Annotated in this window: 13 protein-coding genes and 4 tRNA genes; 10 read left to right on the plus strand and 7 right to left on the minus strand. The window is 59.7% G+C overall.

Annotation, left to right across the window (positions count from 1 at the left end):
* Window positions 1–118 precede the first annotated feature (118 nt).
* Window positions 119–3,589 carry a hybrid sensor histidine kinase/response regulator gene (locus tag POF45_RS25030; RefSeq protein ID WP_259501048.1) on the minus strand — a complete coding sequence of 1,157 codons (3,471 nt, stop codon included), beginning with the start codon at window positions 3,587–3,589 and terminating at the stop codon, window positions 119–121.
* A 178-nt stretch (window positions 3,590–3,767) separates the two neighbouring features.
* Window positions 3,768–4,307, minus strand: coding sequence for a TetR/AcrR family transcriptional regulator (locus POF45_RS25035; RefSeq protein WP_259501051.1), 540 nt, complete (start codon window positions 4,305–4,307; stop codon window positions 3,768–3,770).
* A gap of 91 nt (window positions 4,308–4,398) precedes the next feature.
* On the opposite strand from POF45_RS25035, the gene POF45_RS25040 reads away from it, so the two are divergent.
* The 4 genes from POF45_RS25040 to POF45_RS25055 all read left to right on the plus strand — a co-directional run bounded on the left by POF45_RS25040 (window position 4,399) and on the right by POF45_RS25055 (window position 9,178).
* Complete coding sequence (locus POF45_RS25040) at window positions 4,399–5,589, plus strand: MFS transporter (RefSeq protein ID WP_259501054.1); 1,191 nt, start codon at window positions 4,399–4,401, stop codon at window positions 5,587–5,589.
* Window positions 5,590–5,635: 46 nt separating this feature from the next.
* Complete coding sequence (locus tag POF45_RS25045) at window positions 5,636–5,947, plus strand: cupin domain-containing protein (protein WP_259501057.1); 312 nt, start codon at window positions 5,636–5,638, stop codon at window positions 5,945–5,947.
* 106 nt (window positions 5,948–6,053) lie between these two features.
* Window positions 6,054–7,205, plus strand: coding sequence for a TDT family transporter (locus tag POF45_RS25050; RefSeq protein ID WP_259501058.1), 1,152 nt, complete (start codon window positions 6,054–6,056; stop codon window positions 7,203–7,205).
* A 98-nt stretch (window positions 7,206–7,303) separates the two neighbouring features.
* Window positions 7,304–9,178 carry an MFS transporter gene (locus tag POF45_RS25055; protein ID WP_282316970.1) on the plus strand — a complete coding sequence of 625 codons (1,875 nt, stop codon included), beginning with the start codon at window positions 7,304–7,306 and terminating at the stop codon, window positions 9,176–9,178.
* A 124-nt stretch (window positions 9,179–9,302) separates the two neighbouring features.
* Here POF45_RS25055 and sugE read toward each other — a convergent pair whose 3' ends face one another.
* The 3 genes from sugE to rdgC all read right to left on the minus strand — a co-directional run bounded on the left by sugE (window position 9,303) and on the right by rdgC (window position 11,796).
* Window positions 9,303–9,617 (minus strand): quaternary ammonium compound efflux SMR transporter SugE, encoded by a 315-nt coding sequence (gene sugE, locus POF45_RS25060; RefSeq protein ID WP_123599434.1) that lies wholly within the window; start codon window positions 9,615–9,617, stop codon window positions 9,303–9,305.
* Between the two features lie 118 nt (window positions 9,618–9,735).
* On the minus strand, window positions 9,736–10,701 hold the full coding sequence (locus tag POF45_RS25065; protein WP_282316971.1) for a bile acid:sodium symporter family protein: 966 nt from the start codon (window positions 10,699–10,701) through the stop codon (window positions 9,736–9,738).
* A 174-nt stretch (window positions 10,702–10,875) separates the two neighbouring features.
* Window positions 10,876–11,796: a recombination-associated protein RdgC gene (gene rdgC / locus POF45_RS25070; RefSeq protein WP_259501067.1), complete on the minus strand. Its 921-nt coding sequence runs from the start codon at window positions 11,794–11,796 to the stop codon at window positions 10,876–10,878.
* Between the two features lie 159 nt (window positions 11,797–11,955).
* Between rdgC and POF45_RS25075 the strand changes: the two genes are divergently transcribed.
* The 4 genes from POF45_RS25075 (at window position 11,956) to POF45_RS25090 (ending at window position 12,486) form a co-directional block, all read left to right on the plus strand.
* Window positions 11,956–12,031 (plus strand) — tRNA-Val (locus POF45_RS25075).
* Window positions 12,032–12,050: 19 nt separating this feature from the next.
* Window positions 12,051–12,127 (plus strand) — tRNA-Asp (locus POF45_RS25080).
* Window positions 12,128–12,314: 187 nt separating this feature from the next.
* Window positions 12,315–12,390: transfer RNA gene (locus POF45_RS25085), tRNA-Val, on the plus strand.
* A gap of 19 nt (window positions 12,391–12,409) precedes the next feature.
* Window positions 12,410–12,486 (plus strand) — tRNA-Asp (locus POF45_RS25090).
* A gap of 144 nt (window positions 12,487–12,630) precedes the next feature.
* Here POF45_RS25090 and POF45_RS25095 read toward each other — a convergent pair.
* Window positions 12,631–13,767 (minus strand): catalase family protein, encoded by a 1,137-nt coding sequence (locus tag POF45_RS25095; protein ID WP_282316972.1) that lies wholly within the window; start codon window positions 13,765–13,767, stop codon window positions 12,631–12,633.
* A gap of 28 nt (window positions 13,768–13,795) precedes the next feature.
* Window positions 13,796–15,604: a di-heme-cytochrome C peroxidase gene (locus POF45_RS25100; RefSeq protein ID WP_282316973.1), complete on the minus strand. Its 1,809-nt coding sequence runs from the start codon at window positions 15,602–15,604 to the stop codon at window positions 13,796–13,798.
* A 270-nt stretch (window positions 15,605–15,874) separates the two neighbouring features.
* On the opposite strand from POF45_RS25100, the gene bamJ reads away from it, so the two are divergent.
* On the plus strand, window positions 15,875–16,591 hold the full coding sequence (gene bamJ / locus POF45_RS25105; protein WP_259501072.1) for a BamJ family beta-barrel-assembly machinery protein: 717 nt from the start codon (window positions 15,875–15,877) through the stop codon (window positions 16,589–16,591).
* A 293-nt stretch (window positions 16,592–16,884) separates the two neighbouring features.
* Complete coding sequence (locus POF45_RS25110) at window positions 16,885–17,355, plus strand: YkvA family protein (protein ID WP_259501075.1); 471 nt, start codon at window positions 16,885–16,887, stop codon at window positions 17,353–17,355.
* Window positions 17,356–17,403 lie beyond the last annotated feature (48 nt).

A 17,403-nucleotide genomic window follows, 5' to 3' on the forward strand; every position in this document is an offset into this window, starting at 1 on the left:
TCGCTCCCACAGTGGATTAGTGTTGTTGCACACCTCTGATCATCAACACAGAGCCTGTGGGAGCGAGCGTGCTCGCGAAGGCGTCAATTGATCCAGTGAAGAACTTGACCCTGGCGCATTACAACGGCAAATGCCGACTCAACAACGCCCGCAACGCCGCCGGTTTCACCGGTTTGGCCAGGTAATCCAGTCCCGCTGCATGCACTTGCGACACCGTTTCCGGGCGCCCATCGGCGCTGATTACCACACCCGGCACCGGCTCGCCCAAACGGGTGCGAAGCCAGGCCATCAACTCAGTACCCGTTTCGCCATCGTCCAGGTGGTAATCCACCAGCGCCAGTTGCGGGCGCACCCCATCGTTCAGTAGCGCCGCACACTCCTCGCGATTACGCGCCGTCCAGACCTGGCAGCCCCAGCGCGTCAGCAGGCTGTTCATGCCGATCAGAATGCTGTCTTCGTTATCGATGCACAGTACCTGTGCACCGCTCGACAACTTGCCATTGAGTTCGGCGACCTGCGCCGGTGCGGCGAGCTGCGTCCGTGCCAGCGGTACGCTGACGCTGAACACGCTGCCGTGTCCCGGCCAGGAGCGCACCCGCAGTTTGTGCCCCAGCACCCGGCACAAGCCATCGGCAATCGCCAGACCCAGGCCCAAGCCTTTTTCGGCGCGGGTCTGATGGCTGTCGAGGCGTTTGAATTCTTCGAAAATCACTTGCTGCTTGTCTTCAGCAATCCCCGGCCCACGGTCCCAGACTTCCAGGCACAGTTCACCCTTGCGGCGCCGAACCCCCAGCAGCACAGGGCCTTTGGCATAGCGAAAAGCGTTGGTCAGAAAATTCTGCAAAATACGCCGCAACAGTTTGATGTCGCTGTCGACACGCAACGTGCTGCCACGAACGCGGAATTTCAGGCCTTGATCATGAGCCAGCGCCTTGAACTCGGCGCCAAGAATGTCGAACAGTTCATTGAGGACGAATGGCTTGGGATCGGGATTGATCTTGCCGTTTTCCAGACGAGAAATGTCCAGAAGATCGCTGATCAGGTCCTCGGCGGAGCGCAACGAACTGTCCAGGTGTTGCACCAGTTTCTGCGCCTCGCCGGACAGGCCATCGTCCTGATGCGAGAGCGCTGCGGAAAACAGCCGCGCTGCGTTCAGTGGTTGCATCAGGTCATGACTGACCGCCGCCAGAAAACGGGTTTTCGACTGGTTGGCCGATTCGGCGGTGCCCTTGGCTTCGGTCAGTGCGACGTTGAGTTGCGACAGTTCGTGGGTGCGTTCGACGACTCGCTGTTCCAGCCCTTCGTTGGCCTCGGTCAGCGCCTGCTCGGCCTCACGGAACGCGGTGATGTCGGTGAAACTCATGACGAAACCGCCGCCGGGCATCGGGTTGCCGATCAGCTCGATCACCCGGCCATTGGGGAACTGGCGCTCGGAGGTGTGGGCGCGGCCCTGACGCATCCAGTGCAAGCGCCGGGCGACATGCACTTCCGCCTCGCCAGGACCGCACAGGCCGCGTTCGGCGTTGTGGCGAATGATGTCGGCAATCGGCCGGCCGACACTGATCAAGCCGTCCGGGTAGTTGAACAGCTCCAGATAACGCCGGTTCCAGGCCACCAGTTTCAGCGACTGGTCGACCACGCTGATGCCCTGGGTGATGTTCTCGATAGCGCCTTGCAGCAGGGCGCGGTTGAATTGCAGGACTTCCGAGGCCTCGTCGGCGATTCGGACTACATCCTCAAGCTGCATTTCCCGACCTTCGATGGCGGCTTTTACCACCGCACGCGTCGAAGAAGCGCCGAGAACACCGGCCAGCAAGCGTTCGGTATGGGCGATCCACTCGCCGTCGGCATTCTGGTTCGGATTGAAGCCTTTGCCCTGGCGGTAGGCGAATCGGATAAAACTCTGCCGGGCCCGCTCTTCACCGACGAAGCGCGCGGCGAGTTTCAGCAAGTCATCAATCTGCACCGATAACATGGAGCGGGCGCTGGGGCGGGTATTGATTTCCTGACCGATGAAGCGCCCGGCCTGCCAGTGCTCCGATACGCGGGTACGCGATAGCACTGAAACCCAGGCGAACAGCGTGAAGTTGCCAGCCAGCGACAACACCACGCCTTGGGTCAGCGGGGTGATCGGCAGGTTCAGCGGGTTGCTGTGCAGCCACGCCAGGCCCGGGAAACTGCTCAGGGACCAACCGAGGCTGCGGGCCGCGATGGGTAAAATCAACGTGTAGAACCACAGGAAAGTGCCAGTGGCGAGCCCGGCAAATACACCGCGCCGGTTGGCCTGTTTCCAATACAGCGCGCCGAGCATCGCCGGGGCCAATTGAGTGACGGCGGCAAACGCGATCTGGCCAATGGTGGCCAGACTTGCCGTCGAGCCCAACAAGCGATAGCTGACGTAAGCGAGCAGCAGAATCACCACGATGGTCACTCGGCGCACCGAGAGCATCCACTGGCGAAACACCTCGAACGGGCGCTCGGCATTATTGCGGCGCAACAGCCACGGCAGCAGCATGTCGTTGGACACCATGGTCGACAACGCCACGCTGGCGACGATCACCATGCCGGTGGCGGCGGATGCACCGCCGATAAACGCCAGCATGGCGAGCGCTGGATGCGCCTGCGCCAGCGGCAGGCTGATGACGAAGGAGTCCGGCAGCACCGAACTGGGTAGCAACATCTGACCGGCCAGGGCGATGGGGACTACAAATAACGCCGCCAGGGCGAGATAAGCCGGGAACACCCATTTGGCCAGGCGCAAATCCTGCGGCTCGATGTTTTCGACCACGGTGACGTGGAACTGTCGAGGCAGGCAGATGATCGCCATCATCGCCACACCGGTCTGCACCACCATCGATGGCCAGTTGACTGTTTCCTTCCAGTATTCTTCAAGACGCGGGGCTAGCATGGCCTGGTTGAACAGGTCGTCGAAGCCGTCATACAAGCCGTAGGTCACAAAGGCGCCGACCGCGAGGAAGGCAAACAGCTTGACCAGCGATTCGAAGGCTATCGCCAGCACCATGCCCCGGTGGTGTTCGGTGGCGTCGAGGTTGCGGGTGCCGAAGACGATGGTGAACAGCGCCAGTACCAGCGACACGATCAATGCCGTGTCCTGGGCGCGAGTGCCCATGGCGTCGGCCCCGGCGCCGATCAACAGGTTAACGCCGAGCACGATGCCCTTGAGCTGCAAGGCGATGTAGGGCAGCACGCCAACCAGGCAGATCAACGCCACCACCACTGCCAGCGACTGGGATTTGCCGTAGCGGGCGGCGATAAAGTCGGCGATGGAGGTGATGTTCTCCTGCTTGCTGATCAACACCATTTTTTGCAGGACCCACGGTGCGCACACCAGCAACAGGATCGGCCCCAGGTAAATCGGCAGGAAAGACCAGAGTTGTTCGGCGGCCTGGCCCACGGCGCCAAAAAATGTCCAGCTGGTGCAGTACACGGCCAGCGACAGGCTATAGACCCAGGCGCGCATGCGTGGCGGCAACGGCGTGCTGCGCCGGTCGCCGTAGAAGGCGATGGCGAACATGATGGCCATATAGGCCAGGGCGACGGCGGCGATCAGCCCGCTGGACAGCGACATGGAAACTCCAGACAAAAGACACCCGGGATTCACGCCCGGCCCGACAGTCTCGCACGAGCGCTGCGGTTAGTCAGTGTCGACCAAGGTCGTGGCGCGGCGGGGTGTCGCAGGTCGGCTGTCTGAGGGATCTCAGGTGTTTTTGGGGGGCTCTTCGCGAGCCGGCTCGCGAAGCGCGACCCTACTGACTAAATGCAATTTCGATCAGCCGATGCAATTCCTCAACCTCCAGCGCCGCGGCTGAAAACAGGATACGAAACACCGTTGGTGCCACCACCAGATTGATCAGCCGGTCAACGCCAGGGTTCGGTTCCCCCGGATAGCGATCCAGAATCGTCTGCAATTGACCACCGATAATGGACACGCAATACCCCGGCGTGGCGCTGGATTGCACGTCGCGCATCATGTTGCGGCCGGGCTCGGAACTCATCTCGTCCAGGTATTGCTCGGCCCAGGCGCGCACATCGCAGCGCAGGTTGCCGGTATTGGCCGGCTCGCTGTCCGGGCGCATGCGGGCGAGGGCGACATCGGCCAGCAACGCCGACAAATCACCCCAACGCCGGTAAATGGTCGACGGCGTCACCCCGGCCCGAGCGGCGATTTGCGGCACCGTCACGGTGGCGCGGTCCTGTTCTTCCAGGAGGTCGCGCACTGCCGAATGAATTGATTCCTGGACCCTGGCACTGCGGCCGCCGGGTCTTAACGCTTCTTTAATAGCCATGCATCGGACCTTAACACAAAGAATTTGCTTTAAGCGCAGGTCGGTAGCACACTCCGCAAAAGCAAAAAATTAGCTTTTGCGGAGTGTGCTCATGTTCAGTTCAGTTTCAAACCGTTCCAGCCTGTGGTTCCTGGCGATTACCTTACTCAGTTTTCTCGCCGCTTCCACCGCACCGACGCCGCTGTATCACCTGTATCAGGAACATCTGCAGTTCTCGGCGGCGACCCTGACCCTGATCTTCGGCGTATATGCCATCAGTCTGCTGGCGGCATTGCTCACGGTCGGTTCACTGTCGGATTACCTGGGACGCAAACCGGTGATTTTCACCGCTGTGCTGTTGAACATGCTCGCGATGCTTGTGTTTATCAATGCCGACAGTGTCGCCTGGCTGATCAGTGCGCGGGTGCTTCAAGGGTTTGCCACGGGCATGGCCACGGCAGTATTGAGTGCAGCGCTACTGGACACCGATCGTCAGCAGGGTCCGCTGGTCAACAGCGTTGCGCCGCTGCTGGGGATGGCGCTGGGCGCCATGGGCTGCGGCTTGCTCGCCGAGTTTGCGCCGTTGCCGTTGCAACTGACTTTTTGGGTGCTGTTCGCGCTGTTTGTGATGCAGGGGCTTTACGTGTGGCGTTTGCCGGAAAGCGTCAGCCGGCAACCGGGGGCCTGGGCCTCACTGCGTCCGACGCTGCATGTGCCGATTCAGGCACGCCGCGCCCTGTGGCGAGTGCTGCCCATTGATATCGCCGTGTGGGCACTCGGCGGCTTCTTTGCGTCCCTGGCGCCGTCGCTGGTGCGTACGGCTACCGGCTCGACCTCGAACCTGATTGGCGGGGCGACAGTCGCCGTCCTGACGGTGACCGGTGCGGCCATGATCTACACCTTGCGCAACCGCCCGGCGGACAAGGTTCTACGCTTGGGCGCGAGCCTGCTGCCGGTCGGCGTTGCGCTGATCTTGCTGGCGGTGCACAGCGCCAGTCTGCCGCTGTTTTTCGTTGGCACACTGATCGCCGGCGGTGGTTTCGGCGCCGGTTTCCTCGGCGCCTTGCGCAGTGTCGTGCCGCTGGCCTTGCCCCACGAACGAGCCGGTTTGATGTCGGCGTTTTATGTACTCAGTTATCTGGCGTTCTGCCTGCCCTCGTTGTTGGCCGGCAATCTGACGCGCGCCTACGGCCTGGTGGCGACTACGGATGGATATGGTGCGGTATTGATTGTCCTGTCGGTCGGCGCGCTTCTGGTGTTGATACGCCAGCAACCCGTCAAAGTCTGTGGCGCCGATGCGTGATGATCGTTAGCCTTGGTGCCGCCACTTTATTTCGACGGACCGACGCATGAAAATCATCCGCAGCAAGTCTTTCACCGCCGAGCGTGCGTGGGGGGCGCTGGATATCGCCAACATGAACGGCATCACCACCCGGTTGCACTGGACCGACCAGCCGTACAAATGGCACGTCAACGATGGCCAGGAAGTGTTTGTGGTGCTCGATGGCCGGGTACAGATGCGTTATCGCGAGGGCGGTATCGAGCAGCAGACGCTGCTGGAGGTTGGCGATATCTTTTATGCGTCGATTGGCACCGAGCATGTGGCGCATCCGTTGGGCGCGGCGCGGGTATTGGTGATTGAGACTGAAGGCAGCGTCTGAGGGCTATATCAGAGAAATAGATAACAGTTAGAGATATTACCCGTTATATAGATATTCGATCAGGATCTATGATGGGCTCTACCTCACAGGAGGACAGGAGTTCGCCATGACATGCCCCAATACTGCCAAACCCGGCACCCGATCGCTCAGCCATTTGCAGAACCCGCGCGAGGTCATTCGCCAATTCACGCCGAACTGGTTCGCCGCGACCATGGGCACCGGTGTGCTTGCCTTGGCGCTGGCCCAATTGCCCGTTGCCATACCCGGTCTGCGGGCGGTTGCCGAAGGCCTTTGGCTATTCAACATCGTGCTGTTTACCCTGTTCACCGTGGCTTATGCCGCGCGCTGGGTACTGTTCTTTGATGAGGCGCGGCGGATTTTCGGCCACTCCACGGTTTCGATGTTTTTCGGCACGATCCCGATGGGCCTGGCGACGATCATCAATGGTTTTCTGGTGTTTGGTCTGCCGCGTTGGGGCGACGGCGTGATTCAGGTGGCTGAAGTGCTGTGGTGGCTGGACGTGGCGATGTCGCTGGCGTGCGGGGTGCTGATTCCCTACATGATGTTCACCCGCCAGGAACACAGCATCGACCAGATGACTGCCGTTTGGCTGTTGCCGGTGGTTGCGGCTGAAGTCGCCGCCGCCAGCGGTGGCCTGCTGGCGCCGCACCTGGCAGATGCCCATTCGCAACTGGTGGTGCTGACGACAAGCTACGTCCTCTGGGCATTTTCCCTGCCTGTAGCGTTCAGCATTCTGACCATCCTGCTGCTGCGCATGGCCTTGCATAAATTGCCTCACGAGAACATGGCCGCTTCGAGCTGGCTGGCCCTGGGACCGATTGGCACTGGCGCACTGGGCATGTTGCTGTTGGGCGCTGACGCGCCGGCGATCTTCGCCGCCAATGGCTTGCCGGGCATTGGTGAAATCGCTGCCGGCCTGGGTCTGGTTGCCGGGATTACGCTGTGGGGTTTTGGCTTGTGGTGGATGCTGATCGCGGTATTGATCACCGTACGTTATCTGCGCGCCGGCATACCATTCAATCTCGGCTGGTGGGGTTTTACCTTCCCGCTGGGCGTGTATTCGCTGGCAACGTTGAAGCTCGCCAGCACCTTGAACCTGACGTTTTTCAGTGTGTTCGGCAGTGCGCTGGTGGCGTTGCTGGCGGTGATGTGGCTGATTGTCGGCAAACGCACGGTGCAAGGCGCATGGCGCGGAGAGTTGTTTGTCTCGCCGTGTATCGCAGGATTAAAGAAATAACCGGCAAAGTTTAGGTAATGTGTGGCCTGGATCGATGTTCGACACTCCAATAACAGCATCCAGGCCACGCTCTACCCAAACTCAGGGACACACGGAAGATGAGTCATTCCTCGCAGTTCACCTTGCTTCGCACCCGGCGCTTTCTGCCATTTTTCGTCACACAGTCCCTCGGGGCGTTCAACGACAACATTTTCAAGCAGTCGTTGATCCTCGCCATCTTGTACAAGTTGACCATCGAGGGGGATCGCTCGATCTGGGTCAATTTGTGTGCGCTGTTGTTTATCCTGCCGTTCTTTCTGTTCTCCGCGCTCGCCGGGCAGTTCGGCGAGAAATTTGCCAAGGACGCGTTGATCCGTCTGATCAAGCTCGGCGAAATCGCCATCATGGCAGTTGGCGCCGTCGGCTTTCTGTTCGATCACCTGTCGCTGATGCTGGTGGCGCTGTTCGCGATGGGCACGCACTCGGCGCTGTTCGGGCCGGTGAAATACTCGATCCTGCCCCAGGCCCTGCGTGAAGACGAGCTGGTGGGCGGCAACGGTCTGGTGGAAATGGGCACGTTCCTGGCGATTCTGGCCGGGACCATTGGCGCCGGGATCATGATGTCGTCCGCGCATTACGCGCCCTTCGTTGCCACGGCGATCATCGGCGTGGCGGTGCTCGGTTACCTGGCCAGTCGCAGCATTCCCCGAGCCGCCGCCGCGACGCCGGAGATGCGTCTGAACTGGAACATTTTCAGCCAGTCCTGGGCCACGTTGAAACTGGGGTTGGGGCAAACGCCCGCCGTGTCGCGGTCGATTGTCGGCAACTCGTGGTTCTGGTTTGTCGGGGCGATTTACCTGACGCAGATCCCGGCCTACGCCAAGGAGTGGATGCACGGCGACGAAACGGTGGTGACGCTGATTCTGACCGTGTTCTCGGTCGGCATCGCCCTGGGTTCGATGCTCTGCGAGAAGCTCTCCGGGCGCAAAGTGGAAATCGGTCTGGTGCCGTTCGGCTCGTTCGGGTTGACGGTATTTGGCTTGCTGCTGTGGTGGCATTCGGGCGGCATTCCGGACAGTGTGACCGGCCATGGCTGGGTGGAGATTCTCGGCTTTGGTCATACCTGGCTGGTGTTGCTCGACATCCTCGGTCTGGGCGTCTTCGGTGGTTTCTACATCGTGCCGTTGTATGCGTTGATCCAGTCGCGCACCGCCGAGAACGAGCGGGCGCGGGTGATTGCCGCCAACAACATTCTCAACGCGCTGTTCATGGTGGTCTCGGCGATTGTCTCGATCGTGCTATTGAGCGTGGTCAAGCTGTCGATTCCGCAGCTGTTCCTGGTGGTGTCGCTGCTGAACATCGGCGTCAACGCCTACATCTTCAGCATCGTGCCCGAGTTCAGCATGCGCTTCATGATCTGGCTGCTCAGCCATTCCATGTACCGCGTTGAACACCGCCATCTGGATTTGATTCCGGATGAAGGCGCGGCGCTGCTGGTTTGCAATCATGTGTCGTTCGTCGATGCGCTGCTGATTGGCGGCGCGGTGCGTCGGCCGATTCGCTTTGTCATGTACTACAAGATCTACAACCTGCCAGTGCTGAATTTCATCTTCCGCACTGCCGGGACAATTCCTATCGCCGGGCGTCAGGAAGACATCCAGATCTACGAAAAGGCCTTCACGCGCATTGCCCAGTATCTGAAGGATGGCGAGCTGGTGTGCATTTTCCCCGAGGGCAAGTTGACGGCTGATGGCGAGATCAATGAGTTCAGGGGTGGGCTGACACGGATTCTCGAAGAAACACCGGTGCCGGTGATTCCGCTGGCGTTGCAGGGGTTGTGGGGGAGTTTCTTCAGTCGCGATCCGGACAAGGGCTTTTTCCACCGGTTGTGGTCGCGGGTGACGTTGGTGGCGGGGACGCCGGTGGCGGTCGAGGCGGCGCAGCCTGCCAGGTTGCAGCAGTTGGTGGGGGATTTGCGCGGCACCGTCAGGTAGGCGGTGACCCTGCTGGCCGCATCGCGGGCAAGCCCGGCTCCCACAGGTTTTGTGTTGTGTCACACATTTTGGACACGCATAAACCCCTGTGGGAGTCGGGCTTGCCCGCGATGAGGCCGGTGGCCTAAGCGCTGATCTTGAGTCCAACTAGCCCGGCAATGATCAACGCCACACTGGCCAGCCTGAACAGCGCCATCGATTCACCAAACAGAATGATGCCGGCAATCACCGTACCCACGGCGCCGACCCCGGTCCAGATCGCATACGCCGTGCCCAACGGCAATTCCTTCATCGCAAGGCCCAGCAGGCCAAGGCTGATGGCCATGGCCGCAACGGTCAGGGCGGTGGGAAGAGGGCGGCTGAAGCCGTCGGTGTATTTCAGGCCGACGGCCCAGCCGACTTCGAACAGGCCGGCGAAAAACAGAATGATCCAGGACATGAAAGACCTCCATCGATTGACGGGGTCGTCCCCAGATTAATGACTCGATCGAGCCGCAGGGTCGTCCCCGCGTACGCCGTAGAGTGCCCGTCATTAATCGCTGGATCAAGTTTGCGGCTTAGTTGGTTGCCTGCCGGGCTGCTGCTTCCCGGTCTTGTTTCTCACTCATACGGCGGAAATACGTCGAGAGCAACGCCCCGGAAATGTTGTGCCACACACTGAACAGCGCGCTCGGCACCGCCGCCAGCGGCGAGAAATGCGCGCTTGCCAGCGCCGCCCCCAAACCGGAGTTCTGCATGCCAACTTCCAGCGCCAGGGACTTGCGCTGAGCCAGCGGCAACTTGAACAGGCGCCCGGTGAAATAACCCAGCAGATAGCCGAAGCTGTTATGCAGCATCACCACCGCCATGATCAGCAGGCCGGACTCGGCGATTTTCGCCTGACTGGCCGCCACGACGGCGGCGACAATAATGACGATGCTGACCACCGACACCAGCGGCAACACTTCCACGGCGTGACGAACCTTGTTGCCCAGCACACGTTGCGCGATCACGCCGAGCACAATCGGCAGCAGCACCACTTGCAGGATCGACCAGAACAGCTCCATGAACGACACCGGCAACCACGCCGACGCCAGCAGCCATATCAGCGCGGGGGTCAGCAGGGGGGCGAGGAGGGTGGTGACGGCGGCGATGGCCACCGACAGTGCCAGATCGCCACGGGCCAGCCAGGTCATTACGTTGGACGACGTGCCGCTTGGGCAACAGCCCACCAGAATCACCCCGACGGCGATTTCCGGCGGCAGGTGGAACGCCTGGCAGAGCAACCACGCCATACCGGGCATGATCACGAAATGGGCAACCACGCCCAGCGCCACGCGCCACGGATGGCGCGCGACTTCGGCGAAGTCTTCGAGTTTGAGGGTCAGACCCATGCCGAACATCACCAGGCCCAATAGCGGCACGATGGCGCCTTTCAGGCCGATGAACCAAGCCGGTTCAAGGAATGCCAGCACGGCGAAAATCAGCACCCAGTAGGCGAATGTGTTGCCGACAAAGCGGCTTAATGCAGCCAGTGCGCGCATGGTCTGATCCTTGTTATTAGTGGCGATTGCAGGGTGGAAATCCAATCAAGGTGGGAGCCGGGCTTGCCCGCGATGGCGGTGGGTCAGGCAACGTTTGAGCTGACTGATCCACCGCCATCGCAGGCAAGCCAGCTCCCACATTTGATCCGGTTTCTTCAGGGAAACCGGTTGTTCTTAGATCCCCTGCGGAATCTCTTCCCCGCCCAACGCCTCGACCAGCGCCGGCAGGAAGTCGCCGAAGGTGAGCATCATCAGGGTGAAGCTGGCGTCCTGTTGGCCCAGGGCTTCGTCGCCGCCGTCCTGTTCAGCCTGATCCTGCAGCAGATCTTCGAACTTCAGGCGCTTGACCGTCATCTTGTCGTCGAGCATGAACGACAACTTGTCCTGCCAGGCCAGCGACAGCTGAGTGACCACTTTGCCAGTGCTCAGGTGCAACTGGATTTCGTCGCTGGTCAGGTCCTGGCGCTTGCAACGCACAATGCCGCCATCTTCGTGGGTGTCGCGCAATTCGCACTCGTCCAGAACGAAGAAGTCGTCCGCGGCTTTTTGCGTTTTGACCCAATCGGTCATGACCGCGGTCGGTGCCATTTTCACGGTCAGCGGACGCACCGGCAGCGAGCCGATCACTTCACGCAGGGTCGACAGCAGGTCCTCGGCGCGTTTCGGGCTGGCGGAGTTGACCAGGATCAGCCCCTGTTTCGGCGCGATGGCGGCGAAGGTCGACGAGCGACGAATAAAGGCACGAGGCAGGAAGGCGAGGATGATTTCATCCTTGATCTGATCGCGCTCCTTTTTGTAGACCTTGCGCATTTGCGTGGCTTCGATCTCTTCGACCTTTTCCTTGACCGCGTCGCGCACGACGCTGCCCGGCAGAATGCGTTCTTCCTTACGTGCTGCGATCAGCAGGAAGTCGCCGCTGACGTGTACCAGCGGAGCATCTTCGCCTTTGCCGAACGGCGCGACGAAACCGTAGGTGGTCAACTCCTGGCTTGCACATGGACGCGCCAGTTTGGTGGCCAGTGCAGTTTCCAACGCCTCGGCATCAAAAGGCAGATCTTGGGTCAGGCGATAGATAAGCAGGTTTTTGAACCACATGGGGTGAGTCTCTCCTTTATACAAAGGAGGGCATTATTCTCTTCGCGGTGCTATAGGCCAACCCTTCTCTAAGCCTTTGGAAGGCCTGAAAAAATTATTTAAAAAAGTGCTTGCCAGAGGTTGGGTCGCTCCGTAGAATGCGCGCCACACCGAAGCGAAGGGTGATTAGCTCAGCTGGGAGAGCGTCTGCCTTACAAGCAGAATGTCGGCGGTTCGATCCCGTCATCACCCACCATTCGTTTCATGTGTTACGCGCAGCGGTAGTTCAGTCGGTTAGAATACCGGCCTGTCACGCCGGGGGTCGCGGGTTCGAGTCCCGTCCGCTGCGCCATATTCGGTAACCTGGAACGCTGAACGCCAGGTCACCACGGAAAAGCCCGCTTAGGCGGGTTTTTTTCTGTCTGTTGTTCCTGCAGGATGTGTTGTTTCATCGGTTTTCAGATTTTTTTGAAAAAAATTCAATTAAATCAACACTTTACGAAAACCTGTGGCATAATGTGCCCCGCAACGAAGGTAAAGGGTGATTAGCTCAGCTGGGAGAGCGTCTGCCTTACAAGCAGAATGTCGGCGGTTCGATCCCGTCATCACCCACCATTTACTTTCAATGTTACGCGCAGCGGTAGTTCAGTCGGTTAGAATACCGGCCTGTCACGCCGGGGGTCGCGGGTTCGAGTCCCGTCCGCTGCGCCATATTCGGTAATCTGGAACGCTGAACGCCAGGTCACCACACAGAAAGCCCGCCAAGTGCGGGCTTTCTGCTGTCTGGAGATTGGCTTTTTGCCTGCCTTCAATGAAAAAGCGACCTCAGGGTCGCTTTTTTTGTTTCTGCTGTCCTTATTGCTCGGCATTACGTCTGTGGCGGTAATCGCTGACCGCTTCATACACAGCTTTACGCAAACGATTGATGCCGCCCACCGGTCGATGCGCCTCCAGGCCAAACCACGGGTTGAACGACTGGTTGTCGCATTGCAGATTCAGTACAGGCGTATCGAAATCCTGCGCGGGGATGTTGATCCGCGCCACGGTTTCGAAAGGAGCATCGCTTTCACGCCATTCAATGCTGGTGTCTTCGATGGGCATGTACTTGCTCGGGTCCTGACGCTGGATCTGCAAGACAAAGCAGGCGGGCACGCGGTCGGTCGACAGTTGCTGATTGAGCGCGTTGCGCAAGAAGTTCGGCAAGCTGTGATTCTGGGCGGGCAGGGTGTAGTCCGGGCAGCTTGCGGGGTCCGGCATGACCCGGAACTTGGCGTTGGCTTCACCGAATTTATAGGGCGAAACCGAAAAATAGGTGGTCCGTGTCGGGCTGTCCGGGGCAGGGGAGAGCGTTTTCAAGGCGATAAACAGATGGCGGACCTGCCAGGTGCGCGGGTCCCCGCTTGGGAAAAACGCCATCGCGGTCTTTCCGTCAGCCTGAGCGGCCATATTCTGACGATACTCGGCGACATTGCTGACAAAGAAATTCGGATGACTGAACATCACAAAATCCTGCTCGCCGCGTCCTTGCTGATCGGCTGACAATTGCTGGCCCGTCACATCGAACAACTTGATCGCCATGCCCCGTGCATCGCGGATGCTGTCGAATTGCGGGTAGGCGTTGCCGTTGGACAGCCGAATCAGCGCCTGCCAGGTTTTGCCGGGCTCACTGAACACGCCCTGACGCAATTCTGGCGCAAGATCCGGCAACACCTGCACCTGGGCTTTCACGCAGCCATGCGCCTTGGCGTGGGCATCACGCAGGTAGCGGGTGTTTTCCCGGTGCTGATCGACGATGCGCACGGCAGTCTGGATGATGTCCTGGGTCATCGCCGCTTCGCCGTCCGGGATCTGTTCCTGCGCCGATACCGGCCCGCTGTGCTGCCAGGCAAACCAGGCTGTCGCCAATGCCCAGCCGAGCAGCCCGAGGCCGAGCAACAGCAGGAGCGCCTTGATGAGAAAAGCGCCGAGGCGCAACCAGAGTGTGATCAGCATGGCAAAGTCCTTGGTGTCGAGGCGAAGGTCATGGCACTTGCGACTCCAGTGGGCCGCCCAGCACTTTCAGGTACTCCAGCAGCGCCCAGCGTTCCTGCGGCTGCAGCAAGCGACCGATCACACCATTCGCTCGCTCACCGGCGCGAAATTCATGGCCACTGTTGTGATTGCCGGTGATGCGTGTGTCGAACAGGAAGCCGTTATTAAAGGCTTCGGTGCGGTAACCGAGGTATTTGGGATCGTATTCGAAGGTGCCTTTATAGAAGGTGGTTGCACGCTCGTCCTGCGGCGAGAGCAACTGATAAAGGCTCGGCACCGAGCCGTTGTGCAGAAACGGCGGCGTTGCCCACACGCCTGCCAGTGGCCGGGCCTTATAGGCACGTAATTCACGAACGCCGATCGGCAGGCCGAAGCCGTCGAGCTGCGGTTTCTCGGTTGGCGTGACATCAGCCTCGCGATACGCACGGTTCTCCACGAACGCAGTGACGTAAGCCAGCCCTTTGGCCACTGACAGCGTGCTCAGGTCCAGCGGTTCGGAAGGCGCCGGGTGCAGCTGTACATCCAGCTGCCCCAGTTCTGCCGGGTCCCATTGCAGTGCCGTCAGGTCGAAGCGGTGGTCGGCGATGTTGTTGGCGGCACCGGGGTCGGTACCGATCACGTCCACCGACAGCATTTTCAGGTGTTGCAGTTGCCGTCCTTCGCTTTGGGTAACGGCAGGCACGTGACAGCCTGCGCAGTTTTCAGTGAACAGCGCTCGACCTTTGGCCGCGAGGGTTTTATCGACACTGCCCAGCAATGCCTCGGGCCAGGCAGGTGGCTTGAGGTGTTGCAGGGTTTGTTCAATCCGGTTCAGATCGCGGACTCGTACGCTCGATGGATAACGTGCATCGCCTTCAAGAGGTTGGCCGTCGGCATCGAACAAATTCAGCGTGGCACCCACCCCGAGCGCTTCACCGATATTGCGCGCCATCGGTTGCTGTGCCGAGCCGTTCCACTGTACCCAGTCAAACGTCCACATGTCCCACAGCTGCGGGTAGTCCACCGGGGCATTGGCTACCCGGTAGTTGTCGGGAGAAATCGCGTCACCGAACGTGGCATTGGCGATACGCCCGAAGGCATCGGTGCGACCGGGACCTTCCTCGGTTGGATAGAGCCCGCGATGGGTGTCGTTCCAGGCGACTTTGAGGAACGTATCGAGTGAGTTTTTGAAGTCTTTGCGCAGGGCCTGCTGCCCGGAGTCGTAGTCCGACCCCAGAACGTTGCGGGCGAAACGCTCAAATTTCCACGGGTTGTAGTATGTCGATACAAGGCTGGCCACCAAGGCCTGACCGAAACTGCCGCCGCGCAACGTCGGTACGCTTGATGGCAGAACATGCTGGGCCGAGCCTCCGTCGATGCGCACCGCCTGTGCGTTGAAATGCAGTTCTCCGGTGTGACATGCGGCGCAGGTGATGTCCAGATATTGGGCCTGGTCGCCGGAATTCTGGTGGCGGGCGAAACCCACGGGCAGGTTGCCGGGGTTGTTCGGCGTGGCTTTTTGGCCTGGGTCAATCAGAAAACCGAAACGCGCCAGGTACTCCGGCGCGGCAAAACGCTGTTGCGAAAAAGGCAATTCAAGCGCCGTGAACCAGTCGTAGTGCAGCCCTTTGACCTGCGTGCCCTGGGGCGTGAAGTAGTAAATCTGTCGGTCGGCGGCACTCCACTGCTCCAGGTAATGCACCTGCTCGGCAGGTATATAAACCGGCAGTTTCGGATAGGCCACGTAGTACAGCACCACGGCCAGGCCCAGCCCCGGCAGGGCGACCATCAACATCAGCAAACGGAATAAGAGACGCAAGATGAACATCCTTGTCGAGTTGTGGTTCTCTTATGCCTGAGCGAATGGTGCAGTATCAAGAGGCCATTACGCCAGATGTCGTGGGATCCGGCCTCTGCCTTTGTGGGCTCAAGCTGACAGAATCTTCATCGTGTCATTTCTGAAATGCGTTAAAACACCTGAACTTATCAGAAGTTTCCTGCTCTCATGCCGGTAGCCATTGGTCGTGGCCGCCTGATAAGCTCGCGGCTTTACTCGATTGCCCTTTAGGCGCATGAACAAGGAAATAGCATGAAACAGCATCGGTTGGCGGCGGCGGTGGCCCTGGTTAGCCTGGTACTTGCGGGTTGTGATTCGCAGACCAGCGTAGAGCTGAAAACCCCGGCGCAAAAAGCTTCCTACGGGATTGGCCTGAACATGGGCAAAAGCCTGGCTCAGGAAGGCATGGATGATCTCGATTCCAAAGCCGTAGCCCAGGGCATCGAAGATGCCGTCGGCAAGAAAGAGCAGAAGCTGAAAGACGACGAATTGGTTGAAGCCTTCGCCGCGCTGCAAAAGCGTGCTGAAGAGCGCATGGCCAAGATGAGCGAAGAGTCGGCAGCCGCTGGCAAAAAATTCCTCGAAGAAAACGCCAAGAAGCCAGGTGTCGTCACCACGGCTTCCGGTCTGCAATACGAAGTGGTCAAGAAAGCCGACGGCCCACAGCCCAAGCCTACCGACGTAGTGACTGTTCACTACACCGGCAAGCTGACCAACGGCACTACCTTTGACAGCTCCGTGGATCGCGGTAGCCCGATTGATCTGCCGGTTAGCGGTGTGATTCCGGGTTGGGTCGAAGGCCTGCAGCTGATGCACGTCGGCGAGAAGTACAAACTGTACATCCCTAGCGACCTGGCTTACGGCGCCCAAAGCCCAAGCCCGGCGATTCCAGCCAACTCCGTGCTGGTATTCGACCTGGAACTGCTGGCAATCAAAGACCCAGCCAAAGAAGACGCTGCTGCCAAGTAACCAGCGCCTGCTTTGACAACAACGCCTCGCTTATGCGGGGCGTTGTTGCATCTGGCGTTTGGCGATGGACAAACAATGCGAACCGATGGTGTAGGCTGGAGTCATAGCCATTGAAGGCGTCGTGCTAGACGCAGACCGGCGCCAAGTCAATGAAATCTTGGGTTTTTTTATGTGAGTAAAAAACGCCCGATCTGAGCTCAGCCCTTATGAAACGGGGCTTTCAGCCGTGAAAAATAGCTCTGTTCACAAGGTTATCCACAATTTGTGTGGATAACATTTCAGAGGGAGGAAATATGAAAGCACCGTGGAATTTCGCCCGTTTCCTGCCCCTGGCCGGACGTCTGCTGGCCCGTGGCCGTTTGCCAGCCCTGTTGTTCGCCGTGGCCCGCAAAGGCGCCAGTGAGGGCAACCGGCTGGGCAAGCTCAAGGATGACTTGCGCTTGCTGCAGGCACTTTGCCTGGCCTACTGGCGCGGCGACTACCGGGCGATCAGCCGTAAGTCGATGCTGACCGTTGTCGCAGGCCTGATGTATTTCCTCAGTCCCTTTGATGCCATCCCCGATTTCATCCCGGTGTTTGGCATGCTCGATGATATCGCCGTGCTGGCCTGGGTGATGAAAACCCTCGACGATGAGCTCAGCGCCTTTCGTGCCTGGCGTGATCGTCAGGTGCCGGAAAAACTGGCCGTGGTCGAACGTCTGCCCGATACCCCGGAGCAACTTCAGCTTCAGGGGCCGAAAGAAGACCGGGCCGAATCGGCTTAAGCCATAGATTCATGCCCCCCGCGACCGTGGCCGCTGTTAGGATTACAC

The organism is Pseudomonas fungipugnans (assembly GCF_029955235.1).
GTDB lineage: Bacteria > Pseudomonadota > Gammaproteobacteria > Pseudomonadales > Pseudomonadaceae > Aquipseudomonas > Aquipseudomonas fungipugnans.

Excerpts from the sequence above, each read along its gene's own strand:
- POF45_RS25050 (WP_259501058.1), top strand. The coding sequence starts at position 6,054 with ATGACATGCCCCAATACTGCCAAACCCGGCACCCGATCGCTCAGCCAT.
- POF45_RS25055 (WP_282316970.1), top strand. The coding sequence starts at position 7,304 with ATGAGTCATTCCTCGCAGTTCACCTTGCTTCGCACCCGGCGCTTTCTG.
- POF45_RS25095 (WP_282316972.1), bottom strand. The coding sequence starts at position 13,767 with ATGCTGATCACACTCTGGTTGCGCCTCGGCGCTTTTCTCATCAAGGCG.
- rdgC (WP_259501067.1), bottom strand. The coding sequence starts at position 11,796 with ATGTGGTTCAAAAACCTGCTTATCTATCGCCTGACCCAAGATCTGCCT.
- POF45_RS25035 (WP_259501051.1), bottom strand. The coding sequence starts at position 4,307 with ATGGCTATTAAAGAAGCGTTAAGACCCGGCGGCCGCAGTGCCAGGGTC.
- POF45_RS25030 (WP_259501048.1), bottom strand. The coding sequence starts at position 3,589 with ATGTCGCTGTCCAGCGGGCTGATCGCCGCCGTCGCCCTGGCCTATATG.
- POF45_RS25065 (WP_282316971.1), bottom strand. The coding sequence starts at position 10,701 with ATGCGCGCACTGGCTGCATTAAGCCGCTTTGTCGGCAACACATTCGCC.
- POF45_RS25110 (WP_259501075.1), top strand. The coding sequence starts at position 16,885 with ATGAAAGCACCGTGGAATTTCGCCCGTTTCCTGCCCCTGGCCGGACGT.
- POF45_RS25040 (WP_259501054.1), top strand. The coding sequence starts at position 4,399 with ATGTTCAGTTCAGTTTCAAACCGTTCCAGCCTGTGGTTCCTGGCGATT.
- sugE (WP_123599434.1), bottom strand. The coding sequence starts at position 9,617 with ATGTCCTGGATCATTCTGTTTTTCGCCGGCCTGTTCGAAGTCGGCTGG.
- POF45_RS25045 (WP_259501057.1), top strand. The coding sequence starts at position 5,636 with ATGAAAATCATCCGCAGCAAGTCTTTCACCGCCGAGCGTGCGTGGGGG.
- bamJ (WP_259501072.1), top strand. The coding sequence starts at position 15,875 with ATGAAACAGCATCGGTTGGCGGCGGCGGTGGCCCTGGTTAGCCTGGTA.